This window comes from Psychrobacter faecalis (genome assembly GCF_016107575.1).
Taxonomy (GTDB): domain Bacteria; phylum Pseudomonadota; class Gammaproteobacteria; order Pseudomonadales; family Moraxellaceae; genus Psychrobacter; species Psychrobacter faecalis.
This window is the reverse complement of record NZ_JABAST010000001.1, coordinates 1-26,386: the sequence shown is the minus strand read 5'-3', so window position 1 is coordinate 26,386 and position 26,386 is coordinate 1. Positions and strand designations below refer to the sequence as shown.

The following is a 26,386-nucleotide window of genomic DNA, read 5'->3' as shown; positions in this document are numbered from 1 at the left end:
GATTGAGTTAAGGATGACTTATGAACAACGATTTTCGTATTGGCGTTGATGCTGGCGGGACTTTTACAGATTTTGTCTTGGCAGAAAAAACCGGTGACATTCATCTGTTTAAAGCGCCATCGACCCCAGAGGATGGCACCTTAGCCATTGCCAATGGTCTCCAGCAAATTGCCAACAAGTTTAACCGTCCTATCGAGGACATCATTCAAGCCTGCGATTTGTGCATAAATGGTACGACCGTCGCACTAAATGCGTTGATTCAGATGACGGGCGTAAAAGTAGGATTGCTATGTACCAAAGGACATGAAGACAGTATCGAGATACGCTTAGGGCACAAAGAAGAAGGACACCGCTATGATGCCAGTTACCCGCCGGCACCACAAATTGCTACGCGTGACCGCCGCTTTCCTATCCGTGGTCGTATCTTGGCAGACGGCAGCGAACACGAGCCGTTAAATGAGCAAGATATCCTCGATGCGATTGAAGTGTTAAAACAGCAAGACGTGCAAGCGGTTGCCATCTCTTTTGTGTGGTCTATCCGTAATACCGAGCACGAACAGCGTGCCAAAGAGCTGATTGAGCAGCACATGCCGGGGGTGTTTGTCTGCTGCGGTAGTGAAGTATATCCGCAGATTAAGGAATATACGCGTACCTCAACGACATTGGTCAATGCCTATTTAAGCCCCGTTATGGCGTCTTATGTACATAAGATTGATGATTACTTTAAGGCGCTCGGCGCTGAGCAGCCTGTTCGTTACTTTCAGTCGAATGGCGGGCTTGCGGTCGGTAACATCATGCGCGAACGGGCGGTTAATGCCATCAACTCAGGACCGGCATCAGCACCGCAAGCAGGACTGTATATTGCCAGCGCCTTTGGCATTGATAACATTATCACCGTTGATATGGGCGGTACGTCTTTTGACATCACGATGGCCAAATCTGGCCGAACCAGCCTAAACCGTGATATTGATTTTTTACGCAATCGTATTGGCGTGCCGATGATTCATGTCGAAACGCTGGGCGCAGGCGGCGGCTCTATTGGTCATGTGAATAATTTTGGTATGTTAGAGGTAGGGCCGCAAAGTGCTGGCGCGACCCCAGGTCCAGCTTCTTATGGTAAAGGCGGTGAGTTGCCAACGGTCACCGATGCCAATCTGGTGTTAGGCTATCTTGAGCCAGATGCCGTGTTAGGCGGCTGCGTGACTTTGGATAAAGACAAAGCGCTGCAAGCGGTACAAAAACATATCGCCGATCCATTAAAGATTGAATTGGCACATGCCGCCTTTGGTATCAGTGCCATCGTCAATCAAAACATGGCAAATGGGATTCGCCGTATTACCATTGAAAAAGGCTATGACCCTCGCGACTTTGCCCTTATCTGTGCCGGCGGCGCAGGTGGTATGCATATTGTTGATTTGGCAGAAGAGATGGGGATTGGTACTATCTTGATACCAAAGATTGCCTCATGTCTCTGCGCCTTTGGTCAAATCATCTCTGATATTAAATATAACTATCTTGCCACGCAGATGATGATTATTGCGCCAGATTCAGAGCTACAGTCGCTTAATGCTACCTTACACGAGCTAGAAAGCCTAGGCGTACAAAAGCTGTTAGAAGATGGCTTTGCAGAAGATGATATCATCATCGAGCGTACCATGGAGATGCGCTACGTCGGGCAGGTGCATGAGTGTAATGTGCTGATACCCAATGGCAAGCTTGATGTCGATAGCGTGCAAACGATTTTGGAAGCCTTCCATCACCGTCATAAAGAGCTTTATACTTATGATGAGTGTGACAACAAGGTCGAGCTGGTCAATATCGAAGTCGCTGTCATCGGTAAAATCAGTAAGCCCAAGCTACCAGAGCTTGCTAAGCAACAAGGTGATGTCAGTCAAGCGCAAGTCGGTAGCCGTGAGATGATCATGGATCAAGAATACGAATGGATTGATACGCCTATTTATAATGGTGAGGAATTTGGTGCAGGAGCATTGATTGCAGGTCCGGCGCTTATTCAAGAGCCAACCACCACGATTGTGATTAAAAAAGGCTGGCGAGCAGAATTGCATGAAACGGGCACTTATAAGCTGACCAAAGCGGCTTAGCTTACTGTTCTTTTATCACTATAACCTTATAAACTTCCCATCAGGCATTAAATCTCATTTAATGCCTGATTTTGTTTTTTATATCATATTTAGTAGGTATCATATTTAGAAATCCAGTCGTCATACAGGTATGATATAAAGGAGAACGACATTTTATTAGCTGGCATGATACCTAAATGCCTATCAATTTTGTGATAGCTATTTTTACATACAGAGTATTCAAGGATGAATGCAAAATTACCTCCTTCCTTATGGTTACCTTCAACGCCTCCGATAAGCGCTCCTCAAACGTTAGACGCGTTTGATTGGAAGCGCACCATCAATGACACCTATTTTGATCTCAATGTCAGCTTTCGCCAACCAAGTCAGTTTTCTGGTTACTTGCAACACGCCAAGCTTTTGGATATCGGCGTATCGCATTATCATGCCAATACCGTATATTATAAACGCAGCTTAGCAAGCAATCAGTCTAGTCACGGCAACAGTAATAACCGTAGCGACGACAGTATTTTAATCACCTTTCCTGTTACTGGTAGCGTTCGTTTTGCGCAAAAAAACCGCCAATTAATCTCAAACCCGGGTCAGTTTTTTATTGAATTATCAAACTTACCTTACAAGTTTTATCATCTGCAAGAAGTATCGTTATATGTGATTAAAGTGCCATTAGCGCTATTAAGCCCGCAAATGGGTACGATAGAGCGGCAGTTTGCCCGTAGCCTGTCTATTGATGAAGGGGCTGGCAGGTTGCTGGTTTTTCAAATCAGACAGATATTAGAGCTGATTCAGCAGCATAGATTGGCGGCTTTAGAGATTAAAATCCTAGAGCAGCAGCTGCTTAACCTTATTGTATTGACATTGAGCGCCCCGAAAGAGGTGATGATGAGTAGCAGCTCGTCCATACAGTCGGTACACCTAAAGCGCATCGAGCATTACGTCTATTTGCACCTAGAAAACCCTGCTTTGACTCCAGCAATGGTCGCTGCTGCTTGTCATATATCGGTCAGATACTTGCATAAGCTGTTTGCTGAGTTGCCCTATAGTTTTTCAGAATGGGTAAAAGAGCTACGTTTAAAGCAGGCCAATCATATTTTAAAAACCAAAAGCTATGTAACCATCGATGAAGTGGCGCATAGGGTCGGTTATGGCGACCAAGGTTACTTTTCACGCATTTATAAGCAGCATTTCGGTTATACGCCGCGAGATACTCCAAGCACAGGCACAGAATAGTCATTGTTATGTACTCTGTCACGCAGTCGCTGTATGATTTATGAATTGAGCATAATCGCGTATATTAAGTTAAGGAAAAACCAAGATGACTGATGCGACGAATGATAAAACAGCAAAAGTAGAGATTTATGAAAGCGCTGATGGAGAGGCGCAGGTAGACGTTCGCTTCGAGCAAGAGACTGTTTGGCTCACGCAAGCACAAATGACCGAGTTGTTTGGTCGTGACCAATCAGTGATTTCGCGTCATATTGCCAATGCTATAAACGATGAAGAGATTGCTGAAAAAAGCAATATGCAAAAAATGCATATTGCAAATTCTGATCGCCCTGTGACGTTTTATGACTTAGATGTGGTTATCTCAGTGGGTTATCGCATCAAATCTCCCCAAGGTGTGCAGTTTAGACGCTGGGCAACGCAGCGCCTACGTGAATACTTGGTTCAAGGCTACACGCTCAATCAAGCGCGCTTTGATAAAAACTCAAGCGAGCTACAACAAGCATTGAATTTAATTCGAAAAACCGCGCAAAGTCCTGAGCTTAAAACTGATGAAGGACGCGGCTTGGTTGAGATTATCAGCCGTTATACACAGACATTCTTATGGTTACAGCGCTATGATGAAGGGTTGCTTGACGATCCGGCCGGGCAAGAGGGCGGTATCTTACCCAGTCCAACTGAGGCGATGGCAGCGCTGACAGATTTGAAAGCGCAGCTGATAGATAGAGGTGAGGCGACTGAGCTATTTGCTAAGCCTCGCGGTGATGGTTTGGACAGCGTGCTAGGTACTTTAGAGCAGACGGTGTTTGGCGCGCCTGCATACCCGACCATCGAGAGTAAAGCGGCGCATCTGCTGTACTTTATGGTCAAAAACCATCCCTTTACCGATGGCAATAAACGCAGCGGCGCTTTTTTGTTTGTGGATTTTCTGCATCGTAATAATCGACTGCTCAATGATAAAGGTGACATGGTTATTAATAACACGGGGCTTGCCGCATTAACCTTGTTGGTCGCTGAATCTGACCCCAACCAAAAAGAAACCTTGATTAAATTGATTATGAATATGCTGTCGTTAGAATCTTGATAAACAGACTTATTGTCAGCATCACTTAACCCCTTAAAACGCATAACACCAATAATAAAAATCACAGTCTAACGACAAAATTAAAGGAAATCCACTATGTTTAGCATCATAAAAGACTGGCGCGAGCAGCGCATATTGGGCAACAGCGAGTTTACCCATGCTGACTGGCTGAAAGCGGCTAAGCGTATTGTGATACTTGATAGGCTAAACGAGGATGAGCTAACACGCTTGTTTGAGCTGGCGACGTTGTTTTTGGCGGGTAAGTCGATTACTGGCGCACAGGGTTTCGAGATTACCGATGCGGTCAAGCAATCTATCGCCTTACAAGCTTGCCTGCCTATTTTAAACCTAAGCCTTGAGTGGTACGCTGGCTGGTCGGCCATTATTATTTATCCAGGTTCTTACAAAAGCGAAACCACCACCGTCGATGAGTTGGGGATTGTCCATGAGGGCAGTCAGCACCGTAGCGGAGAAGCGTGGCTGCGCGGGCCTGTCATTCTGTCATGGAAGGATGCCAAACACTCAGGCGAGCGCGATGGTCACAACGTGGTCATTCATGAGTTTGTCCATAAGCTTGATATGCTAAATGGTCGTGCCAATGGCTTTCCGCCGCTACAACCCGATATGGATCCTGCGCACTGGACTGAAATTATGAGCCGCGACTTTGAGGATTTTCAAAGCCATCATAAATCAGGTCTCGACCGTTATGGCGCGACCAATCCTGCGGAGTTTTTTGCGGTACTCAGTGAGGTATTTTTTGAGACGCCGCAAAAGCTGATTGATGCTTATCCTGATATTTACGACATAATGGTGAAGTTTTTTCGCCAAACGCCGCTTTGAATGAAAGGTGTCTTGGTAAAAGCGATTAGAAAAAACCATACTTACGAGAATATGAATTTCATGAAAAAATTGCTAATTTTAATTTATGCTTTATTGATAACACATACAGCATATGCTATCAACGAGCCCTCACAGTATCCTAAAGAGCTGCAAGAATTAGGATTATATATAGATTCAACACTCGATAAAGTCAAAAACATACCTGATAATAATGAAGATTTCTGTTCAACTCAGTCAGCTTTTGCTTTCAATATTATGGAGATGAGACAAAAAGGGGTTGATTATAGTGACATTTATCATTTAATGAACATAAACAACAAAGCAGATTTAACGACAAAAGGCATGGATAAACTAGATAGTTATAAGGGTGTTTTTGAGGAAGCATATGATTATCCAGTATATGAAAGCAAAGAGAATAAGAGTACTGCTACTACCTTCTATATGATCTATAAAAATCATCAATGTTTGCTCAGTTTATAAGTATTTTTACGGATTTTTCAGTCGCTAATGTCTTAATTATCGGTTTAATAGCTTAGAAAACAGATGAAAAGGGCAGTGTATTGATTTAATCACACTGCCTCTTATTATCTTTTATAGGTGTAAATATCTGTTTTTGCAGATAAAAATATTTAAACCGTCCATTGCTCATTGACGATAGCGACCAAATAGCGTTTGCCTTGGTACTCATCAAACACCAAGCGCAGGATACGCCAATCTATACCAGAGTATTGTTCTGAGCCTTTATGATAAAACTCAACAAACTCGGAATTGGGATAAACTTCCTTTAAATTATTAATCATATTGCCGCTGTGCTTAAACTCATTAATGCTGATACTGGCATTGTTATAGGTATCGCCATCGACCCACGTTTCCAAGTATTCTGGGAGCGGAATCACTAACGGCTCACCAGACCCATCACGTTCACCCCAAGTAAAGCGGATTTTGGCTTGTTGTAAGTACTGCGCGAATTGCTCGCGGCTAAAGACTTTATCAGTCTCAGGGCGCACATAGGCATACATGGAAAAACGCACGCCGCGCGTCGGATGAATGTCGTTGGTAATGCGCGCAAAGTCGTTGTTCGCTAGGGCACGCTGGATACGTAAAGCTTGCTGCCTGAGCGTTTGCTGGTTCATATCGGAGATAACGGGGGCTGAGGTGTTGCCATTTTGTTGGCTGGGTATTTTGACGCTAGACTCAGCGGAAGATGAGCAGCCGGTCGTAACAAGTATGGAAGCAAAGCACGCAGCAATGGTTAATTTATACAAACCTGACTGAAAAATATTAAAACGAGATGATGACATCATAAAAATATCCTTATCGTAGCTTATTAAAATTAGAATAGCTTGAAACCTAGGTCATTACTGGTTTACATCGGTGTTCGCTTATCAGTAGCGATTATTTATCAATAGTACTCATAACTGCCCAAAGTTGATAATGTTGCTGTGTAAACGGGGTTTTGGTTTAAAAGCTTAATTGACATAATAATAGCGTAAAATGATAGTTTATATTCTTATTTACGAATATAATACATCATAAGTCGTAGCCGATGGAGAGCGCCATGCAGAAAACCATATTTTCTATCATGATGTTAATCATAGGGTCTTTTGCCATGTCTGCGACCGCCAATCTAACAGAAGCCTTGCAGACGACGTTTGCCATGAAAGTCACGACCATCGCAGATATGTACCAGCAAGATGTGGATAATCAGGGTCAAGATTATCCAGTGGTTTTGCACCAATATGGCAGCCCAGAGCTAAAAGCGGCCATGCAGCTTGAGCGGGATTATTTTGCTAGAGAGCAAATGTCTTGTCATATTGGTTATGATGTTTTATGGAATTCGCAAGATCCTGATTATGAGCAAGATAAGCAGTTTGCAGTGACCGAGCAAGGATTGGTGCAAGTCAGCTTGGCACAAGGCGATGATGTGTATTATGAACTGTCATGTAAGAGCGTTGATAATGACGTGGCTTGCCAAGTGACGGATGTCATCCTAGATGAGGATGGAAAATCTTTACGCGAGTATTTACTAGAGCATTGTCGTTAGCTGGCGCTTAAGTTTTAAATGAAAATTTTAAAGTCGGTGCTGGTATTAATATTAAATGCGAAGATGAATATTGTAGATGTTTAAGTTTGGCTGGAAACGAACGACAATTATTACAGAGAAAGTTAGATAAAAACCTTATGCACTTAACTCTTAAGACCGTTGGTTTGTTTTCGCATAATGTATATTATGTTAAACTAAGGGTACCATACAATAAGTTCATGGGATTATAATTATATGATAAATCCCTATAAAGATTGGTTGATGATTGATTAATTCTCATACCTACTAACTATTCATAAAGTCATCTTCATCAACATCCTCGTTTGATTGTAGTACAACTCGATATATCTAATGATATTGGTAATAGCGGCAAACCTTGTTTTATAGTCTTGGTAATATACTAGTTCGTTCTTCAATATGCCCCAGAAGCTTTCTATGGGTGCGTTGTCAAAGCAGTTACCTTTAGCGCTCATTGAGCTTGTAAAGTGAGGCTGCTTGATGATCTTATGGTACGCGTGGCTACATACTGGCTGCCTATTTTAGAGTGAACGACTAGCCCTTTACTGGGTCGTTTGTTCTTGATGGCCATGTTCAATACTTTGCATACTAGATCTGCTGTCATGCGTTTGATGATGGCGTAACCGACAAGCTCTTTAATGTATAAGTCTTTAACGCCTGCTAAATACAGCCAACCCTCATTTGTCCAGATATAGGTGATGTCATGGCCTTGCTCGGTGAGTGTTGCATGCAAACGTTCATAACCATAACGTTCTTTACTTTCACTGTGAGCGGCTTTAACTAGTAGCTCACAATGGTTGCGATGTATCTGCTGCTCGCTGATATCGCGACTACTCCAGTCGTAATAGCTTGATGGTTTGACGCTTAACACACGGCACATAGAGACGATACTAAAGACCTGTCTATTAGTTTTTATAAAGGCGTACTTTACTAGCTGTGCTTGGCAAAGTACGCCGTCGCCTCACTCGAGCATAGCTCTCCCCTTGCGTCGGGGCGAAGCAATGCTCCGCTTTATCCCTCCTCATTTAATATCTCTCGCTCTTCTTCAGCAACTTTAAGTTGTCGCTTGAGCTACTTTATTTCTTGAATAGCTGCCATAAGATCAGGTTCATATTGCTGAGTGCTGATAAGCTTGCCTTGATTGGCTTTATTGTGCCAATTAGATAAGGTCTGCATGGCGATGCCAAGCTGCTTTGCGGTCGCTGAGATATTGCCATTATTGTCTGCTATCTTCTTGACTGCCTCGGCTTTAAATTCGTCACAGTAGGTTCTTACTTTCTTGGTCATGATAAACTCCGATTAATACGCTTAGTTTACCAAATTTACCTCTACGGTTTCTTCAGCATAGCTCAAACCATTTTTTAGTAGTCATGGTGTTTAGTCGCACGCCTTCGCCTTTGACGTATATCATCCTAAGCACATATTAGGCATCAGCATCACCTTGATTAGCTTCGCGTTGAACTTGGCTAAAATCAGTAACCATAGCTGACACAGACAGCATCGCTGCTGCTAAAAAAGGATATATTTACGTGTTAAAGAGGTTTTAGGGAGGGTCATAGCAGATTTCTATAGATAGTTTTTTGGAACTTAAACTTATGTATTATTCTCATGATAGCAGAGCTATTTTCGAGCACTCGAACCGATGACTTTTTTTGCATGAAAACCATTTAACGTAACATCTCTAGGAAGAAGCTCAGTCTGCTAGTGAGGACTTGAGTCTTAGGCTATGCATTTATGGATTTATATCAAAAACAGTTTAGGGCGTGTCTTCAATTCAATCGATGGACATCTAAATGGGCTAAAAATGGCTAAATTTTGCCAAACTTCATCAAATAGCTAGGTAATATCCCGATATTAACGGCGCTATTTTCCTTGTTTGACTACAATTTATCTAATTTTTATTACCATTTTTAAAATGAAGACACGCCCTAGTATCTAAAACACTTACCAAACAGTTTTTCCTATCTTACCTCACCTTTACTGATCTTGTGTATAAGTGATAAAATAAAGTCCAAAACGTTATTCGACGTTTGATTTATTTGTTAATTACATAGGTATGTAATGATGGACGTCTAGTTTTAACTGGTCGTCCATCATTGCATGCCAATCTGCTTTTATATAAACAGGTGGTTCCGCTCATGGAAAAATTCATAGCTATTATTATGGCGGTTTTTGCCGCACCTTTGCTTATTGGAGGTACCTACTTACTCTCGTTAGGCGGTAGCGCTTACTATGTTATTGCTGGCATTACGATGCTTGTCACAGCATTCTTGCTATTTAAAAGACATTGGAGCGCCTATGGGCTCTATACTATTTTTATTATAGCGACCCTGGCTTGGGCGCTTTGGGAATCTGGGTTTTATTGGTGGGCACTGGCAACTCGCTTGGGCTTTCCGCTGATATTTGGTTTATTAATGTTATTGCCATGGGTATCTAACAAGATGCAGGGTAATAAAACTCGAGTATCAAAGAGCTCTGATAAAAATTTAGTTGCTAATGGTACATCGAGCTTACATTCCGAAAATCTTATTACAACTCCCTTCAAAGACGCCAAAAATAACTCAAAAAACCCTATTTATTATTGGGGATTGCTGGCTAGTGTGGTTGTGGGCGCACTGATCTCTTTTGGTAGTATGGCTAATAATGCCACCGATAAGTTAGGTGAACTCAATTTAACTGCCAAAGATGGTGCTGATCAAAATTCAACACCTACAAATCTTGGTGTTCCGTTATCAAATGGCGAGCAAACGCCAGAGGGTGAGTGGAGCGCGTATGGTGGTACTGACTATGGGCAGCGCTACTCGCCTCTGACTCAAATCACCACTGATAATGTCAAAGACTTAGAGCTTGCTTGGCAAATTCAAACAGGTGATGTCAAAGGTCCTAATGATATCGGTGAGACCACCTATCAGGCAACTCCTTTAAAGATTGGCAATGCCCTATATATGTGCACTCCACACAACTGGGTATTAGCTTTGGACGCAGACTCTGGTCAAACATTATGGAAGTTTGACCCCAAAGTAGGAAAAAATCTACAACGCCAACATCAAACGTGTCGAGGCGTGTCCTATTATGCAGGTCAAGCTGGTACTGATAGTATTTCTCCAGTTATTAATGATGAGACAAATAGTAATAATGCAGCTGTGACTAACACAACTGTCAAGACCGGCCATACACCAGTTCAGAAAGTAGCTGGTAATACCTTTGAAAACGCGTCTAAGCAATGCGATGCAAAAATATTTATTCCAACTTCCGATGCTAAGTTATATGCACTTGACCCAAATACTGGGCAACGTTGTCAAGATTTTGGTAAAGATGGTGCTTTAGATTTAATGCATAATATGCCATTTAAACAAGCGGGTTATTATTATTCAACGTCGCCTCCGATAGTGGTAGGCAATACGATTGTGGTGGCAGGTGCCGTTAATGATAACTACGACGTCAATTCACCTTCTGGTGTTATTCGTGCGTATGATGTCAATACTGGCGAGCTACTATGGAACTGGGATTCAGGAGATCCTGATAACACAGCGCCTTTCGATGTCAATGATCCAACTCAGATGTACAAAACCAGTTCACCAAACTCATGGGCGATCGCCAGCGCTGATGAAGAACTTGGTTTGGTCTATTTCCCTATGGGCAATCGTGTACCGGATCAATTAGGCAGCTATCGAACCGCAGATGAAGAAAAATATGCGACGTCTGTTGTCGCTTTAGACATTAAAACAGGTAAAGCGCGCTGGGTTCAACAATTTGTTCACCATGATCTTTGGGATATGGACACGCCAGCTCAGCCAAGCTTACTTGACTTAAAAACCAAAGAAGGTGTTCAGCCTGCACTGGTTGTTCCCACCAAACAAGGCGATGTGTATGTATTGAATCGCGCAACAGGCGAGCCAATCGTACCGATCAAAGAACGCGCCGCGCCGCAAGGTTACTTGGTTGCAGGTGAACATGCCGCTCCAACGCAACCTTACTCTGGTTTGAGTTTTGAGCCGCCGATGTTGAAAGAAAAAGACATGTGGGGCGCTAGCCTCATTGATCAGATGATGTGCCGTATTGAGTTTAACCAACTCAATTATGATGGTCGTTATACACCACCATCGACGAATGGCAGTTTGGTCTATCCTGGTAACTTCGGTACCTTTAACTGGGGCGGCCTCGCCGTTGATCCTGAAAATGGCGTAATGTTTGGTATGCCAACTTATTTGGCATTTACATCAAAACTCATTCCTAGAGACAATCTTGGTGAGGGAGAAACCAATACAGGAGAGCAAGGAGTTAATGAAAATAAAGGTGCAGATTACGCGGTAGAGCTGGGACCATTTTTATCACCGTTAGGCATTCCTTGTCAGCAACCACCATGGGGCACAGTAGCGGGTGCTGACCTAGCAACCGGTGAGATTGCCTATCAACGTAGAAACGGTACCGTGCAAGATTTGTCCCCTATTCCATTGAAGTTTGAGCTGGGTGTTCCTGGTATTGGCGGACCCATCATCACAAAAGGAGGCGTAGCATTTTTGTCAGCGGCTACTGAAAACAACTTCCGCGCCTATGATTTAAAAAATGGCGATGTATTGTGGAATGTTCGTATTCCAGCAGGTGGCCAAGCGACGCCTATGACTTATCTAAATTCTAAAGGTGAGCAGATGGTCGTATTGGTAGCTGGTGGACATGGTTCAGTTGGTACTACTATTGGGGATTATGTTATGGCTTATAAACTTGCTGACAAAGCCAAGTAACATCATACCTGTTTAATGAAGCGGTAATGATTTGATTCATTGCCGTTTTATTACTAAGGCATATATCCAATTTACCTTACAATGAACAGTGGTATATGCCAAGATAAGTATAGTTTGATTACTACTGTTAGACTGCGTAACTAAAATGTTTCCCGTCTTTTTACAGATTTGACAGCAGGGGCTAGATTAGAATACCATTAAAGATTCTTTTTACTAATCTTACTTATTAGCTAGTGAGATCTTTCCGGAGTAATCCTATGCAATGGACTAAACCAGCTTTTCAAGATATCCGTATCGGTTTCGAAGTCACTATGTATTTTGAAGCGCGTTAAAATTTACTAGACTTAAATACATTAAAAGCCCTAGATGATTAGGGCTTTTATTTTTTTGGAAATATTGATTTATGTATATTCACGTTTTAGGCTCAGCGGCTGGTGGTGGTTTTCCACAGTGGAATTGCAATTGCTATAATTGTCATGGTGTTCGTCAAGGCACAATTGAAGCAAAGACCCGCACCCAGTCTTCGATAGCCATATCAGAGAATGGCATAGATTGGATTTTATTCAACGCGTCACCTGATATTCGTCAGCAATTATTTGAATTTAAGGCGGCACAGCCAGCACGTAACCTGAGAGATACAGGCATCACGAATGTGGTTTTGATGGACAGTCAGCTTGACCATACGACTGGGCTATTGACCCTGCGAGAAGGGTGTCCGATTCCTGTTTGGTGTACTGAGATGGTCTACCAAGATCTCACGACAGGGTTTCCTATTTTCAATATGTTGAAACACTGGAATGGTGGCCTGCAATATCACCAAATTGATCCGAAACAGACCTTTAATATTGAAGGTTTTAGCAATTTAGAATTGACGCCTTTGGTGATTAGAAGCTCGGCACCACCCTACTCGCCACATCGTAATAACCCCCATGATGGCGATAATATTGCGCTGATTGTAAAAGACTTAAAAACGCAAAAACAACTCTTTTACGCGCCAGGTTTGGGCAAAATTGACGATGATATTATGCAGATTATGGAAGCCTCTGATTGTGTGATGATTGATGGCACTTTATGGACTGACAGTGAGATGCAAGAATGCGGTGTCGGTACAAAAACAGGCCAAGACATGGGGCATTTACACATTAGTGGTGAAGATGGATCACTGCACTATTTAGATCAGCTCAAAAACATTCGTAAGGTATTGATCCACATTAATAACACCAACCCAATATTGAATGAACAATCTGAACAGGCTGCAACATTGAAACAACACGGTGTTGAAGTGGCGTTTGATGGTATGCAGATTGAATTGTAAGGCGACAGCAAAATGAAGATAATGCAAGAAGAAAAAATAGCCCTAAGCGTAGAGGCCTTTGAACAAGCGATTATGGCTAAAGGTCAGTATTACCATATTTACCACCCTTTTCATATCATGATGCATGAAGGACAAGCGACTCAACAGCAGATTCAAGCGTGGGTCGCCAACAGATTCTATTATCAAATCAATATTCCCTTGAAAGATGCGGCAATCATGGCGAATTGCCCCGATCAGCGGGTGCGTCAAGAGTGGATTCAGCGCATGATTGATCAAGATGGCGTGTATCCTGATGGTGGCGGTCGTGAAGCATGGTTGAGTCTGGCAGAAGCGGTTGGTCTTAGCCGCGAACAAGTGATTTCTGAAGAATTGGTGTTGCCGGGTGTACGTTTTGCAGTCGATGCTTATGTAAATTTTGCGCGTCGTACCTCATGGCGAGAAGCAGCCAGCAGCTCACTGACTGAGCTTTTTGCCCCGCAGATTCATCAATCGCGCTTAGAGTCTTGGCCAAAACATTATCCTTGGATTAAAGAGCAAGGTTATACCTATTTTCGCTCGCGCTTAAGTCAGGCCCGCCGCGATGTTGAGCATGGCCTAACCATTACGCTCGACTCATTCAAAACAGTTGAACAACAAGAGCGTATGCTAGAGATTCTACAATTTAAACTGGATATTTTGTGGACCATTTTGGATTCTTTGAGCTTGGCCTATGTCCATAATCAAGCCCCTTACCAAAGCGTCACTGATGATAATGTCTGGCATAAAGGATTGTTCAAATGAGTTTACCTGAACTAGATCACTCTATCGTCCCAGTATGGCGTCATGGTTATCGCTTTCAGTTTGAGCCTGCACAGAACGCTTATGTGTTGCTGTACCCTGAAGGGATGATCAAATTAAATGAGAGTGCCAGCATCATCGGTCAACACATTGATGGTCAAGCGTCCATTGCTGATATTATTAAAAAGGTGAAGGCTATGTTTGGTGATATACCTGAAATCGAGCAAGACATTATCGAATATATGTTGGTGGCTCAACGTGAACATTGGATTGATTTAGTATGACTGCGCCAGTAGGACTGCCATTATGGCTATTGGCTGAGCTTACCTATCGCTGCCCATTACAATGCCCTTATTGCTCTAATCCTGTTGATTATGCTCAGTATAAGCAGGAACTGACAACGCAAGAATGGTTCGATGTTCTTGATCAGGCGCGGCAAATGGGCACGGTGCAGCTCGGCTTTTCTGGCGGTGAACCACTCGTTCGTCAAGATTTAGAACAATTGGTCGCTTATGCTCATAACAAAGGTTTTTACACCAATTTAATCACATCAGGCATGGGATTGAACGAATCTCGGATTGCTCGATTAAAAGAGGCTGGCCTTGACCACATTCAGATCAGTTTCCAAGCCAGTGATCCAACGGTTAACAATGCATTGGCTGGCTCAAAACATGCCTTTGAACAAAAGTATGAGATGTCACGTCTGGTCAAGCAGTACAACTATCCTATGGTGCTCAACTTTGTCATTCATCGGCAGAATATTGATCAGATTGATCAGATTATTGAGCTGTGCTTAGAGCTGGAAGCCGATACCGTTGAACTGGCCATTTGTCAGTTTTATGGTTGGGCATTTGAGAATATCGAAGGCTTACTACCAACCAAAGCGCAAGTGGTTCGAGCCGAGCGTATTACCAATGAGCACCGCAAGAAAATTGAAAAACGTGGCATCAAATGTAAACTCATTTTTGTCGTTCCTGATTATTACGAAGAACGTCCTAAACCCTGTATGGATGGTTGGGGTAAGATTTTCTTGACTGTGGCACCGGACGGCACAGCCCTACCTTGCCATGCCGCCAGACAATTACCAATACAGTTCCCTAACGTACGCAACACCCAACTTGCAGATATTTGGTATGAGTCTGCGAGCTTTAATCAGTTTCGCGGTGACGATTGGATGCCTGACATGTGCCAAAGCTGCCCAGATAAAGAGCGGGATTACAGCGGCTGTCGTTGCCAAGCGTTTATGCTGACTGGGGATGCCAAAAATGCCGATCCTGTGTGTGGCAAATCACCTTATCATTATCTGATCGAGGAAGCGCGTATAAACAGTGAAACGCCAGTTTCCTTTGAAGAGTTACGCTTTAGGAACCCTAAAAACTCAAAGCTATTGAGTCAAGAGCAATTAATTCCTACTCGTACGGTAATGGATGAATAATGAATGCTCAGCCTGTGATATTTGATGGACATAACGACCTATTGACCCGACTGTGGCTGAGTGCAGCCGCAGATCCTGTGCATGATTTCATTTATGGTACGCTACCAGGACATTTGGATTTACAACGTTGTCAGAAAGCGGGATGGATGGGCGGCTTATTTTCTATTTTCCTGCCGCCCTACGCTTATGTTAAAAAAAACCATCCTGACAAGTTATCAAATCTCTCAGGCTTAGATTTTGAGCCGCAAAAAATCGTGGATATTTGCTGTGCACAGTTGGCACTTGTGCAACAATTACAGGCGCGATCAGACGGTCAGATTCAGATTTGTAAGTCTTTAGCGCAAATTCAAGCCTGTCAGCAGAATCAGCAATTAGCCATCATCCTTCATTTGGAAGGTGCTGAGTTTTTAGCCATTAAACCTGAGTTATTGGATGTTTTTTATGATGCAGGTCTTAGAAGTATAGGGCCACTCTGGAATAGAAAAAGCCTCTTTGGTGATGGCTTAAATGCCTCCTTTCCTCATTCTCCCGATACAGGATCTGGTCTCACGGATCAAGGTAAAGACCTCATTCTAAAGTGTCGTGAAAAACATATGCTAATCGATGTGTCGCATATGAATGAGCGTGCTTTTTGGGATACGTTAGAGATTATTGATCAGCCCATTGTCGCGACACACTCTAATGCACACGCGTTATGTCAGCAAGCAAGGAATTTGACTGACCAGCAACTGGCTGCCATTAAACAAAGCGGTGGTATGGTTGGGGTGAACTTTGATGTTGCATTTCTTCGTGCTGACGGTCAACGCAACACGCAAACTTCAGTTGATGTGATTGTCGATCATCTTGATTATCTAGTTGACCATTTAGGCGAAGATCACGTCGGTTTTGGCTCTGATTTTGATGGTTGTCTATTGCCAGATGAGTTATCTGATATCAGTCAAATCTCTATGCTGATTGAGCACATGCAACAACGACATTTCTCCGATCCACTCATTGAAAAGATTACGTCAAAGAATTGGTTCACTGTGCTGGATAGGATATGGCAGTGATAATCGAGCTTTTTGAGAGGCAATATTTTTTTCTAACATCTTGTCTCAATTGCTGCCTAATTAATAGACTGTAGTGGCATAATCAAGCATCTGTTTCACCAAGTTACATACGGGTCGTCTCGATAGCTGGTAGCTGACTGACCCCTACCGTCAAATCCGTATAAAAAAATTCGGGAGATTTTAGTTAGGGAGCCTGACGATAGAAACCCACCCACATCTAAATTAGTTGACCCTTACACCTTTTCAACCTTCTTAATTTAATTAAAGGAAGTCAATGTATTTAGGTCATAAGTTAGATATCTGAACGTAATTCTCTATTAATTAACCCGTATTGCGTAGACCCGCTGCCAAAGCATTGATACTACGGATTAATGGATCTTCAACACTAAAGTCACCGTCATCATATATAGTGTCTTTTTGTCTGGCACGTTTCAACAACTCGATTTGTATGTAGTTAATCGGATCTAAATAAGCATTTCGCCACTGCAGTGACGCGGCAAGGTTTTGCTGATGTGCCAATAATGATGTCTGGTTAAGCAAAGAATTTAAACCTGAAAATGTCAGCTCGTGCTCATCGATTACCGCTTGCATAATCTTTTCACGTAATCCCTCATCTTCACATAACTGACTATAAGCCTGAGCAATGCTCATCTCAGACTTGGTAAACGCCATTTCAATATTACTAATAAATACGTTAAAAAATGGCCAGCAACTGTTCATCTCCCTCATTAAAGCTTCGTCTTGTTTAACACTATGAAGAGCACTACCTACGCCATACCAAGCTGGTAGGGTAAAGCGCGCTAAAGACCAACCAAATACCCAGGGAATCGCCCGCAAGGTTGTCTTACTAGGCAGACCTTTGTTACGGTGCGCTGGGCGTGAGCCGATATTTAATAAAGAGATTTCCTGCACTGGCGTCACTTGTGAGTAGAACTGATAAAACCCTTCGGTATGGTCAGTAAGCGTACGATAACTTTGTTCACCCGCATCGGCTAGACGCGCAAAGAGTGCTTCATAATTTGGTAGTTCAGGCGGTTGCACCACAAATCTTGTTGAGCACGCTTTGAGGGTACCAGTGATGCCCATGGTTAGCTCAAACACAGCGGTATCGGTGTTGGCATATTTGGCATAAAGGACTTCGCCCTGCTCGGTGACTTTAATTTCTCCATGCAGTGTCCCTGCGGGCTGAGCGGCAATTGCATTATGTGTTGAGCCGCCACCACGACTGACAGAGCCACCACGGCCATGAAACAAGCGGGTTTTGATACCATATTCCTCAGCGATACGGTTAATGGTTTGCTGCGCGCTATACAGCTGCCATGCAGAGGTGATAATACCGCCATCTTTTGATGAATCTGAATAACCCAGCATGATTTCTTGCGTGTTATCTAAGTGTTGCAGCAACCCTCGATAAAGCGGATTATCCAAGACGGCAGGTAAAATCTTATCGATATTTTTAAGGTCTTCGATGGTTTCAAACAAGGGTGCGACGGGTAAGTCAGCGGACAGTTGCCCTTCGTCATTCACTGTACATAAGCCTGCAAAGCGCATGAGTAGTAACACTTCTAATAATTGACTGGCGTTATTGGTCATTGATATGACGTAACTGCCGAAAGTATCTTGCCCGACCAGTTTACGTAAGGTTGCCACAGAGTTCATCAAAGCCAATTGTTCGCGTGTTTTATCACTCAAGTTATCGGTATAAATGAGCGGTGTACCGGGCTTTTCAAGTAAGCGCGTTAGCCATTCTTGGCGCTCAGTTTCAGTGAGCATTTGATAATCTGGCAGATTAGAGGCATTGGCAAAAATATCAGCTATCACCTCGCTATGATAAGAGGACTCTTGACGAATATCGAGCGCTGCCAAATGAAAACCACAGGTTTTGACCAAACGAATCATATCAAGTAATAAGCCTTCGCCATGTGCCGTATCGTGAGTATTGACACTTTTCCGAATGATGCGTAAATCTTCTAACAATTCTTGCGGATTGGTGTAAGCATCTTTTTCAGCCTCGCTATCACTACCTTTGCTTTGAATATGGCTATTAGTCGATTTTATTTTGGCAAGAATAATCGATAACAGTCTTCGGTACGGCTCATTGTTGTAATCGTCAGTATTGTAATCAAAGACTCGTCTGTCGAGCTCACGATAACTTTCAATTTTTGTATACACGTCAGGTTCGATAGCGACAATTGTATCGCTGTGAATCAGTTCACGACGCAATTTTTTGATCAACACTTGATAGTGACGCAAGACGGTATTGGCATGCATCAATACGGCCATTTCTGTGGTGTCATGAGTGACAAAGGGATTGCCATCTCTGTCACCACCGATCCAAGAACCAAAGCTCATGAACGCCGGTAAGGGATAGTCTGTTAGCTCAGGATAGATATCAACAATGGCGTCTTTAATATTACGGTAAACTTTGGGAATGGCGCTGAATAAACTGGCATTGAAATAATGCAGGCCATTATTGATCTCGTCATAGACTAAAGGTTTACGCGTCCGTACTTCATCAGATGACCATAATAAATCAATGGTTTGCGCCGTTTGTTCTTTCGCTTGCTCATAGGCGAAACTGTTTTCAGGAAGATTATTCAAAGCATCGCTATGCTTGAATAAACTCTGCAATAGATTCATCGTCGTACGGCGACGCGCTTCAGTCGGATGGGCGGTGAATACTGGGATAAATTTTAGTTGCTCAATCAGCTCTTGCATTTGGGCGGGTTCAATATTGCGCTCACGACATTCAAGCAGCGTACGCCGAAACGAGCCTTCCCAGCTATGTTCCGATTGCATACGCAAGGCTTGACGTTGTTCTCGTAAGTAATTTTCTTCACTGAGATTGGCTAAGAAGAAATAGATAGAAAAGCTGCGGATGACATTTTTTAAGGTTTGGTTGTCTAACGAGGCAATAAAGTCGATGAGTTGTTGCTGGTTCGCTGCGTTAGGCGCCCGGCGTTGCTGGATAAAACCTTGGCGTAGGGTTTCAATCGTGTTGAGTGTTTGTTCGCCCGTTTGCCGAGAAATCGCCTCTCCTAGAAATGAGCCTAATAAGCTGATGCGTTCACGTAGTACGTCGTTATCAATAGTCATCCTTGATCTCCTGATCAAATTCATTCAAATATAGTCGTGCGGTCTTAAATGTAGGTTTTCTATGGTGTAAGCCATTTAACCTGTTTATGTGGATCTCGAAGCTCTCGCTTCTCATCAGCCAAGACGTTGTCAGCTTTATGTATTAATCATTTATTTTTTGGTGATACTGGGTCAGCCATTCCTGTAATGGTATATCTGTCTATCCCTAGTCAGCCAACAATATTATGAGTTTCATTATTACGATTGATGACTAAACTAACGGCTTCAAGTTTAATTCTCCAGCTTTACTAAACAGTCAGAATTAATATCAGCAATCGTTTTGGCACCAGTCAAGGTCATTGCGACGCGTATTTCTTTATCTAGCAGTTCTAACAAATTGCTTACCCCTGCACCGCCATCCGCTGCTAAAGCATAAATAAAAGCGCGCCCTAGCATGCAAATATCAGCGCCCAAAGCCAACATACGCACAATATCTAAGCCATTACGTATACCAGAGTCGGCTAAAATTTTAATCTCTCCTTTAACTGCATCGGCAATAGGAGGCAGAGCACGTGCACTGGATAAAACACCGTCCAGCTGTCGCCCACCATGATTCGATACGACTATGCCGTCGGCTCCAAAACGCACCGCATCTTTGGCATCTTCTGGGTCCAAAATACCTTTGATGACCATAGGCCCATCCCAGTACTCGCGAATCCAATCTAAATCTTTCCAAGAAATAGAGGGGTCAAAGTTATTACCTAGCCAGCCTATATAGTCTTCCAATCCTGTTGGCTTACCTAAATAAGTAGAGATATTGCCCAGATCGTGCGGACGGCCATTTAGCCCTACATCCCATGCCCATTGCGGATGCGTCATAGACTGTAAGTAACGGCGCATAGCAGCATTTTTACCGCTCATACCAGAGTGCATATCTCGGTAGCGTGCCCCTGGTACTGGCATATCTACCGTAAAAACCAAGGTCGAACACCCCGCCGCTTTGGCACGCTCCAAGGCATTTTTCATAAAACCTCGGTCCTTTAATACATAAAGCTGAAACCACATCGGACGGTTAATTTTAGGCGCTACTTCTTCAATCGGACAAACCGAAACTGTCGACATGGTAAACGGAATGCCTTTTTGATCGGCTGCCATAGCGGCCTGCACTTCTCCGCGGCGGGCATACATACCTGTCAGACCCACGGGTGACAACGCGACAGGCATAGACAGAGTTTCATTAAATAACTGCGTCTCGAGACTAAGCAGTGACATATCATTTAGTACACGTTGTCTAAGGGCAATTTTCGATAAATCTTCAACATTATGTTTTAAGGTATATTCCTCATAAGCACCGCCATCTATATAATGAAATAGAAATGGTGGCAGTCGGCGCTTGGCAGCAGCCCTGTAGTCGTTTGGAGATGAAATAATCATACGCTTGCCCTTATTCTGTTAAATATCTATGTAATATTTTTGAATCTCTAATTATTTATTGATTAGTGCTAAACGATGGATGCAATTGGCTTATTTTTGAAGCGGCAAGCTCAACCCACACTCACTATTACACACAGCACGAGCAGTTACGTTTGGTTTTCGACATTTTACCGATGCCGGGATTAAAGCTATTGGTTGGGTCTAGGCTTTTATAGAAATTCTGCAAATCAGGCTCTGCTTCGTATAGATGCCCTACATTATGCTCAGCAGGATATTTGGCTCCGCGTGCGCTCAATAGCTCTAACATCATCTTTTTAACAAGGTGTGCATCACTGCCCTTCTTCAAAATATAATCTTGATGAAACACATAGCAAAAGAAGTGTCCGTAATACAGCTTCATCTCTAAGTGTTTTTCAATTTCTTCAGGTAGGGTTTCAAGCCATTCTAATTCATTACGCGGTATGGCAATATCTAATGCCAATATCTCACCAACTTCTTTTTCATGTATGATTTCATAGCGTAATGCGGCACCGGCTGCCGCAAAACGATTTAAAAGCGCGCTTTCTGACTCTTCCTGGCTACATTCAAAATAGTTACCCGTGTCTGAAGCAGCAAAGAAGGTCTTCAGAAAATCCTGTGCCTCTGCTATCCCTTCATCACTCATTTTTAAGATTAGGTGATGCTCATATTGTTCACGATACTCAATCATGCGCTTCGGTAAATGCTTTGGAAATAGAGTAGCGATGAACTGCATGACTTTGTCAGTAAAATGCTTTGGCATCCATGACCACTTATGAAATTTAGCGTCAATAGCGCCTTTGATAGAAAACAATCTAGGTAAGGCATCTGTGCCGAGATGCTTAATACTTAGGAACGTGTCTTTACCGTATTTAGCGGAGACATCAAATATATCACGATGCATATACTCGCCCACTTCAGGGATATTGTCGAAGCTTGATAGTATCTGCCTTCTGAGCTGTGCAAGCTCACTCACACTGTTAGTGCCTATGTAAAAGGTTTTCTCTTTTGCCGCTATTGGATAAGTGTCAAGACGTACTGCAAACACCGCAAGCTTGCCAGCGCAGCCACTGGCTTCATACAGTCTGCGCTTGTCCGCATTAAAGCGACTGGGCGTGCTTGCATCAACGTCTTTTACTCTGGCGATGTACTCTTTGTCAGATGCGAGCTTGCCACTATCAGGTAATTCTCTTTTATCAAAATTACCATTTTGCAAATTAGTCAGTATTTCTTCTGGCGTATCACCTAGCTCTACGTCTAGATGATTAACCAATACCAGCTGTCCTTGTTCGTTTATTTGGGCAAACAACGCAAGCTCGGTATAGGCGGGCCCTCTTTTGACCAAAGCCCCACCAGAGTTATTAGATATACCGCCAATAATAGACGCGCCTAACGTCGAGGAACCGATGACGGAATGAGGCGCTCTATTGACAGCATTAAGCTGACTTTGTAGCTGATGCAATGTCGCACCAGGCAAGCTGATCACTTGCTCGTTGTCATTCACCAAATACAACTGGTTCATTGCAAGCGTATTAATCACCACAACTGGTCTATCGTAGTCATTACCGCTCGGTGTTGAGCCTTCAGTCAGACCTGTCTTAGCCGCTTGCATGATAATGATGCAGTCGCCTTCAACGCATACTTCTAGGCTACGCCAAATCTCCAGCAGTGTTTGCGGAAATAAAACGGCTAAGGCACTGCCACCACCAGAGCGCCACCCCATTCTATAGTGCTCATTTTTCTCTGGATCAGCCTGTACATTACTAGCACCCAGTAATTGTGTTAGCTTGTCTAGTACTTGATCAGGACTAAGCATGCCTTGAGAATCGCGATTTGACGAAGATATATGATGCTCCTTATCTTGTGATTGTGTGTCATTCATCATGCTAAGGGCCCTTGAAAACCAAAAATGTAAATGGCGGCCATGACGATGATGCCACAGAACAACACATAGTATATGGTGGGTAAAATAGTACGCCTAAGTGTGGCGCCCTCCATACCAAGTAAACCCACCGTTGCTGATGCAGCCACCACGTTATGTATGGCAACCATATTACCGGCTGCGGCACCAACAGCTTGAGACGCTATGATTAAAGAAGGTGAAATACGTAGGCTCACCGCCGCTTCATACTGAAATTGACTAAACATCATGTTAGAAACGGTATTAGAACCCGCGATAAAGGCCCCTAGTGCACCAATGGTAGAACTAATTAACGGAAAAGCGTTGCCAAAAGTACCCGCAAACAACTCGGCACTGGCGACTGGCATACTCGCCACATCTGATAAGTTTACCCCTGAATTGATAAAGATTCTGACCATTGGAATCGTAAAAACCAGTACAAAACCAGCTCCTAAGACCGTTTTAGTTGATTCTTTAAAGGCATTATTTAGTGCACTACCTGGTTTTTTAGTTTGCAGAGCAGCGGCAACCAAGGCGCTTATTACTAACAAGCCTCCAGGTAAGTACAGAGGACTAAAACTAGCGCTTACATCTGCCTCTCCTAAAACCGTCGTAAAATCTAACGTTGCACTGGTTAATAAGGATTCAAATCCAGCGAATACTCTTGAGCACACCAGTAAGACTGCAACGAGTAAATAAGGGAACCACGCCATAACCGCAGACATCTTTTTACTGGTTAAATCAAGCGTCACATCTTCTTTACTGACCACCAGTTTACCCATCCATTCGCTTGGCCAGTTTTTCTGAGGCGCAAAATCCCAAGTTGTTTTTGGGACTAAAAACCCTCTTTTAGCAGCGTTTACAACAATGGCTATACTAACTAAACCTCCGACCAGTGAAGGAAACTCTGGCCCTAAAAAAACACCGGTTATCATATAAGGGATTGTAAATGCCAAGCCTGCAAAAATCGCAAACGGCCAAATAGCGAAGCCTTCTTTCCAGCTTTTATTCTTACCAAAAAAGCGGGTGAGCATCATCACCATAAAAAGTGGCATAAACGTACCAATGACACCATGCATGATAGCCACTTGACTGGTAATCAGTTGTAAAAAGTCGCCCCACTGTAGTCCTTCTTGTGCCAGTTGAGCGCTAATGGCCGCTTTATCTAACCCATTATTTACCCCAATAACGATAGGCGTACCGACCGCACCAAATGATACAGGTGTACTTTGTATCATCATTCCCATCAACACCGCACCCAGCGCTGGAAATCCTATCGCCACCAGCAAAGGCGCAGCAATAGCGGCAGCTGTACCAAAACCTGAGGCACCCTCAAGAAAGCAGCCAAAGCACCATGCAATAATAATGGCTTGCACACGCCTATCTGGCGATACATTGGTAAACCCAGCACGGATAACGGCGATTGCACCAGTATGTTTTAATGTATTCAACAGAAAAATAGCACCAAAGACAATCCACAACACCGAGACAGTTATCACCAAACCCTGAATAATAGATGATGACACTCGGTTAAGCGTCATATCCCATATAAAAATGGCAAGCGCAGCGGTAACAACTAAAATGATAGGCATTGTTTTTTTAGCTGACCATTGCAAGCCTATAAGAAAAATACCACAGAGAACGATTGGCAGTAATGCCAAAAGCCCATATATTGTTTGATTCAAAATTACATCCTTTTGATTGTGCGATCTTCCCTGAACCAAGTCATCGCAGCCTTTATTTTGACGACTCAATGATGACTAAGTTGTATTAAACATTCACAAACAGGGACTGCTAATTTATCCAAGCCGTCTTGTAGACAAAACCGAGCACGACTTGCGACAGTCTATGGCCCATGTTCAAAAAGCCCTAAAATAGTCTACGCCTTGTTAATTAATTGATATATTGCATCAATGGACAATATTATTTTCCTTTTTTGCTATAATCTAATCCGCATTACGCCAATTGGTGCACAAGTATGGTCAAAGCTGACGATATGGTTTTATTTGTCCAAGTTGTTGAGGAAGGGTCATTTTCTAAAGTCGCTGAAAAACTATCATTAACCAATTCAGTAGTGAGCAAGCGCATTGCAAGATTAGAAGAGAACTTAAATACTCAACTCATTTATAGAACCACTAGAAAGTTGAGCTTAACCGATGCCGGCAGGACGCTTTACGACAAAGCTAAAATTGCTAAACATGCCTTTCAGGAAGCTGAAGATGCAGTAACGGGTTACGGCGAAGATATGAAAGGCCATATACGTATAACCCTGCCTGTGGTCTCTGCGAATTTCATATTGAGCGAATCTATTGCTGAATTCTGTAAACAACACCCTGAAGTATCGGTAGAGTTACAAATTACCAATCGATTGGTTGACTTGATAGAGGAAGGATTTGATTTGGCAATAAGGACCGCTGAGCTTGAAGACTCATCGCTCATTGCAAGACGTCTTATAGATAGCCGATGGGTGATATGTGCGACGCCAGACTATTTAAAGCGATATGGTACGCCTCAAACCCCTGAAGAATTAGACAATCATGAGTGCATAATCTATAAGTTAGATAATACCTCTAACAACATATGGCCAGTATGTATAGACGGCACAGAGCAATTAATGCCTGTCCATGGTAGGTTTCATAGCAATCATCTTAGTGCGATTAAACAAGCCACGCTCAGCGATTTAGGCATTGCTTTTTTGCCCCAAGCGTTGGTCCATGAGGAGATACAACAACATACACTTACTCAGATTTTGCAACGGTTTACACGAAAGGAACTGGGCATGTATGCAGTATATCCTAAGGCCAGGCAACCAGATCAAAAGTTAAAACTGCTCGTTGCACATTTGCGAGACTCATTACATCGGAAACAGGCTTACTACTGCTAAGTAAAAAGCCTATTTTGATGTCTATAAAAAGATGAATGAAATAAAAAAGCTAATAGAGCCTTTCCTAAAAACTGTGTAACTGCTTATAATCCAATAACAGGAGAATAAGCAATGACTACTCAATCTGACATCAAGAAACTGGCCGAGCAAATGGCTGGTAGCATGAACAGCTTCGATGACATCAAAGATTTTCAAAAGCAGCTCATGCAATCCTTTATTGATACTGCCTTAGAAGCTGAGATGGAAGACCATCTCGGCTATCCCAAGCATGAAAAGGCGGATAAACCTAATAAGCGTAACGGGCACACTAAAAAGACCGTCCGCAGTGACACAGGCGATCTTGAGATATCCACCCCAAGAGACCGCGGTGGCAGCTTTGAGCCTGTACTCGTTAGTAAGCATCAAACCCGTATCTCAGGTCTCGATGATAAAATCATATTCCTTTACG

The 26,386-nt window shown here is 43.0% G+C and carries 20 protein-coding genes and 1 pseudogene; 15 read left to right on the top strand and 6 right to left on the bottom strand.

Going from position 1 to position 26,386, the window contains the following annotated elements; translation table 11 throughout:
* Positions 1 to 20 precede the first annotated feature (20 nt).
* From capA to JFC07_RS00085, 5 genes are all read left to right on the top strand, one after another.
* The gene (gene capA / locus JFC07_RS00105) at positions 21 to 2,102 is read left to right on the top strand and encodes a caprolactamase subunit alpha (protein WP_198327785.1); all 2,082 of its coding nucleotides are present in this window, start codon (positions 21 to 23) and stop codon (positions 2,100 to 2,102) included.
* Between the two features lie 225 nt (positions 2,103 to 2,327).
* Complete coding sequence (locus JFC07_RS00100; RefSeq protein ID WP_198327784.1) at positions 2,328 to 3,329, top strand: helix-turn-helix transcriptional regulator; 1,002 nt, start codon at positions 2,328 to 2,330, stop codon at positions 3,327 to 3,329.
* Between the two features lie 85 nt (positions 3,330 to 3,414).
* Positions 3,415 to 4,407, top strand: a complete 993-nt coding sequence (gene rhuM / locus JFC07_RS00095; protein ID WP_198327783.1) for a virulence RhuM family protein/type II toxin-antitoxin system death-on-curing family toxin — start codon at positions 3,415 to 3,417, stop codon at positions 4,405 to 4,407.
* Between the two features lie 96 nt (positions 4,408 to 4,503).
* Positions 4,504 to 5,247 carry a M90 family metallopeptidase gene (locus tag JFC07_RS00090; protein ID WP_198327782.1) on the top strand — a complete coding sequence of 248 codons (744 nt, stop codon included), beginning with the start codon at positions 4,504 to 4,506 and terminating at the stop codon, positions 5,245 to 5,247.
* Positions 5,248 to 5,727 (top strand): hypothetical protein, encoded by a 480-nt coding sequence (locus JFC07_RS00085; protein WP_198327781.1) that lies wholly within the window; start codon positions 5,248 to 5,250, stop codon positions 5,725 to 5,727.
* 149 nt (positions 5,728 to 5,876) lie between these two features.
* On the opposite strand, the gene JFC07_RS00080 is transcribed toward JFC07_RS00085, so the two are convergent.
* Positions 5,877 to 6,551, bottom strand: coding sequence for a hypothetical protein (locus tag JFC07_RS00080; protein WP_198327780.1), 675 nt, complete (start codon positions 6,549 to 6,551; stop codon positions 5,877 to 5,879).
* Between the two features lie 254 nt (positions 6,552 to 6,805).
* Here JFC07_RS00080 and JFC07_RS00075 point away from each other — a divergent pair, with 254 nt between their 5' ends.
* On the top strand, positions 6,806 to 7,291 hold the full coding sequence (locus tag JFC07_RS00075; protein WP_198327779.1) for a hypothetical protein: 486 nt from the start codon (positions 6,806 to 6,808) through the stop codon (positions 7,289 to 7,291).
* A 314-nt stretch (positions 7,292 to 7,605) separates the two neighbouring features.
* Here JFC07_RS00075 and JFC07_RS00070 read toward each other — a convergent pair.
* Positions 7,606 to 8,596 (bottom strand): annotated as a pseudogene (locus JFC07_RS00070) (IS3 family transposase); the annotation flags it as partial.
* 851 nt (positions 8,597 to 9,447) lie between these two features.
* On the opposite strand from JFC07_RS00070, the gene JFC07_RS00065 reads away from it, so the two are divergent.
* The 7 genes from JFC07_RS00065 to JFC07_RS00035 all read left to right on the top strand — a co-directional run bounded on the left by JFC07_RS00065 (position 9,448) and on the right by JFC07_RS00035 (position 16,627).
* Positions 9,448 to 12,051: a membrane-bound PQQ-dependent dehydrogenase, glucose/quinate/shikimate family gene (locus tag JFC07_RS00065; RefSeq protein WP_192992256.1), complete on the top strand. Its 2,604-nt coding sequence runs from the start codon at positions 9,448 to 9,450 to the stop codon at positions 12,049 to 12,051.
* A gap of 257 nt (positions 12,052 to 12,308) precedes the next feature.
* The gene (gene pqqA, locus JFC07_RS00060) at positions 12,309 to 12,383 is read left to right on the top strand and encodes a pyrroloquinoline quinone precursor peptide PqqA (protein ID WP_082894360.1); all 75 of its coding nucleotides are present in this window, start codon (positions 12,309 to 12,311) and stop codon (positions 12,381 to 12,383) included.
* A 71-nt stretch (positions 12,384 to 12,454) separates the two neighbouring features.
* Positions 12,455 to 13,366, top strand: a complete 912-nt coding sequence (gene pqqB / locus JFC07_RS00055) for a pyrroloquinoline quinone biosynthesis protein PqqB (protein WP_068407044.1) — start codon at positions 12,455 to 12,457, stop codon at positions 13,364 to 13,366.
* A 21-nt stretch (positions 13,367 to 13,387) separates the two neighbouring features.
* On the top strand, positions 13,388 to 14,146 hold the full coding sequence (pqqC, locus tag JFC07_RS00050) for a pyrroloquinoline-quinone synthase PqqC (RefSeq protein ID WP_102076859.1): 759 nt from the start codon (positions 13,388 to 13,390) through the stop codon (positions 14,144 to 14,146).
* Entirely contained in the window at positions 14,143 to 14,427 is a 285-nt protein-coding gene (gene pqqD, locus JFC07_RS00045) for a pyrroloquinoline quinone biosynthesis peptide chaperone PqqD (RefSeq protein WP_068407047.1), read from the top strand. Before pqqC ends, pqqD begins: the two co-directional genes overlap by 4 nt.
* A complete protein-coding gene (gene pqqE / locus JFC07_RS00040) occupies positions 14,424 to 15,578 on the top strand; it encodes a pyrroloquinoline quinone biosynthesis protein PqqE (RefSeq protein WP_068407050.1) in 1,155 nt (384 codons plus the stop codon). The genes pqqD and pqqE overlap by 4 nt, the downstream gene beginning before the upstream one ends.
* Positions 15,578 to 16,627 carry a dipeptidase gene (locus JFC07_RS00035; protein WP_180952532.1) on the top strand — a complete coding sequence of 350 codons (1,050 nt, stop codon included), beginning with the start codon at positions 15,578 to 15,580 and terminating at the stop codon, positions 16,625 to 16,627. The genes pqqE and JFC07_RS00035 overlap by 1 nt, the downstream gene beginning before the upstream one ends.
* 321 nt (positions 16,628 to 16,948) lie before the next feature.
* Here JFC07_RS00035 and ppc read toward each other — a convergent pair whose 3' ends face one another.
* The 4 genes from ppc to JFC07_RS00015 form a co-directional block, all read right to left on the bottom strand.
* Entirely contained in the window at positions 16,949 to 19,723 is a 2,775-nt protein-coding gene (gene ppc, locus JFC07_RS00030) for a phosphoenolpyruvate carboxylase (protein WP_198327778.1), read from the bottom strand.
* Between the two features lie 270 nt (positions 19,724 to 19,993).
* Positions 19,994 to 21,136, bottom strand: coding sequence for an FMN-dependent L-lactate dehydrogenase LldD (gene lldD, locus JFC07_RS00025; RefSeq protein ID WP_068408375.1), 1,143 nt, complete (start codon positions 21,134 to 21,136; stop codon positions 19,994 to 19,996).
* A 127-nt stretch (positions 21,137 to 21,263) separates the two neighbouring features.
* A complete protein-coding gene (gene dld / locus JFC07_RS00020) occupies positions 21,264 to 22,970 on the bottom strand; it encodes a D-lactate dehydrogenase (protein WP_068408377.1) in 1,707 nt (568 codons plus the stop codon).
* 65 nt (positions 22,971 to 23,035) lie between these two features.
* Entirely contained in the window at positions 23,036 to 24,739 is a 1,704-nt protein-coding gene (locus tag JFC07_RS00015; protein ID WP_102076855.1) for an L-lactate permease, read from the bottom strand.
* A 293-nt stretch (positions 24,740 to 25,032) separates the two neighbouring features.
* Here JFC07_RS00015 and JFC07_RS00010 point away from each other — a divergent pair, with 293 nt between their 5' ends.
* Both JFC07_RS00010 and JFC07_RS00005 read left to right on the top strand, forming a co-directional pair.
* Positions 25,033 to 25,938, top strand: coding sequence for a LysR family transcriptional regulator (locus JFC07_RS00010; RefSeq protein WP_068408371.1), 906 nt, complete (start codon positions 25,033 to 25,035; stop codon positions 25,936 to 25,938).
* Between the two features lie 111 nt (positions 25,939 to 26,049).
* On the top strand, positions 26,050 to 26,386 hold a 337-nt coding region (locus JFC07_RS00005; protein ID WP_198327777.1), incomplete at its 3' end, for a transposase.

Excerpts from the sequence above, each read along its gene's own strand:
- JFC07_RS00010 (WP_068408371.1), top strand. The coding sequence starts at position 25,033 with ATGGTCAAAGCTGACGATATGGTTTTATTTGTCCAAGTTGTTGAGGAA.
- ppc (WP_198327778.1), bottom strand. The coding sequence starts at position 19,723 with ATGACTATTGATAACGACGTACTACGTGAACGCATCAGCTTATTAGGC.
- JFC07_RS00075 (WP_198327779.1), top strand. The coding sequence starts at position 6,806 with ATGCAGAAAACCATATTTTCTATCATGATGTTAATCATAGGGTCTTTT.
- JFC07_RS00065 (WP_192992256.1), top strand. The coding sequence starts at position 9,448 with ATGGAAAAATTCATAGCTATTATTATGGCGGTTTTTGCCGCACCTTTG.
- JFC07_RS00085 (WP_198327781.1), top strand. The coding sequence starts at position 5,248 with ATGAAAGGTGTCTTGGTAAAAGCGATTAGAAAAAACCATACTTACGAG.
- pqqE (WP_068407050.1), top strand. The coding sequence starts at position 14,424 with ATGACTGCGCCAGTAGGACTGCCATTATGGCTATTGGCTGAGCTTACC.
- JFC07_RS00035 (WP_180952532.1), top strand. The coding sequence starts at position 15,578 with ATGAATGCTCAGCCTGTGATATTTGATGGACATAACGACCTATTGACC.
- JFC07_RS00090 (WP_198327782.1), top strand. The coding sequence starts at position 4,504 with ATGTTTAGCATCATAAAAGACTGGCGCGAGCAGCGCATATTGGGCAAC.
- lldD (WP_068408375.1), bottom strand. The coding sequence starts at position 21,136 with ATGATTATTTCATCTCCAAACGACTACAGGGCTGCTGCCAAGCGCCGA.
- pqqB (WP_068407044.1), top strand. The coding sequence starts at position 12,455 with ATGTATATTCACGTTTTAGGCTCAGCGGCTGGTGGTGGTTTTCCACAG.
- capA (WP_198327785.1), top strand. The coding sequence starts at position 21 with ATGAACAACGATTTTCGTATTGGCGTTGATGCTGGCGGGACTTTTACA.
- pqqD (WP_068407047.1), top strand. The coding sequence starts at position 14,143 with ATGAGTTTACCTGAACTAGATCACTCTATCGTCCCAGTATGGCGTCAT.
- JFC07_RS00100 (WP_198327784.1), top strand. The coding sequence starts at position 2,328 with ATGAATGCAAAATTACCTCCTTCCTTATGGTTACCTTCAACGCCTCCG.
- dld (WP_068408377.1), bottom strand. The coding sequence starts at position 22,970 with ATGCTTAGTCCTGATCAAGTACTAGACAAGCTAACACAATTACTGGGT.
- rhuM (WP_198327783.1), top strand. The coding sequence starts at position 3,415 with ATGACTGATGCGACGAATGATAAAACAGCAAAAGTAGAGATTTATGAA.
- pqqC (WP_102076859.1), top strand. The coding sequence starts at position 13,388 with ATGCAAGAAGAAAAAATAGCCCTAAGCGTAGAGGCCTTTGAACAAGCG.
- JFC07_RS00080 (WP_198327780.1), bottom strand. The coding sequence starts at position 6,551 with ATGATGTCATCATCTCGTTTTAATATTTTTCAGTCAGGTTTGTATAAA.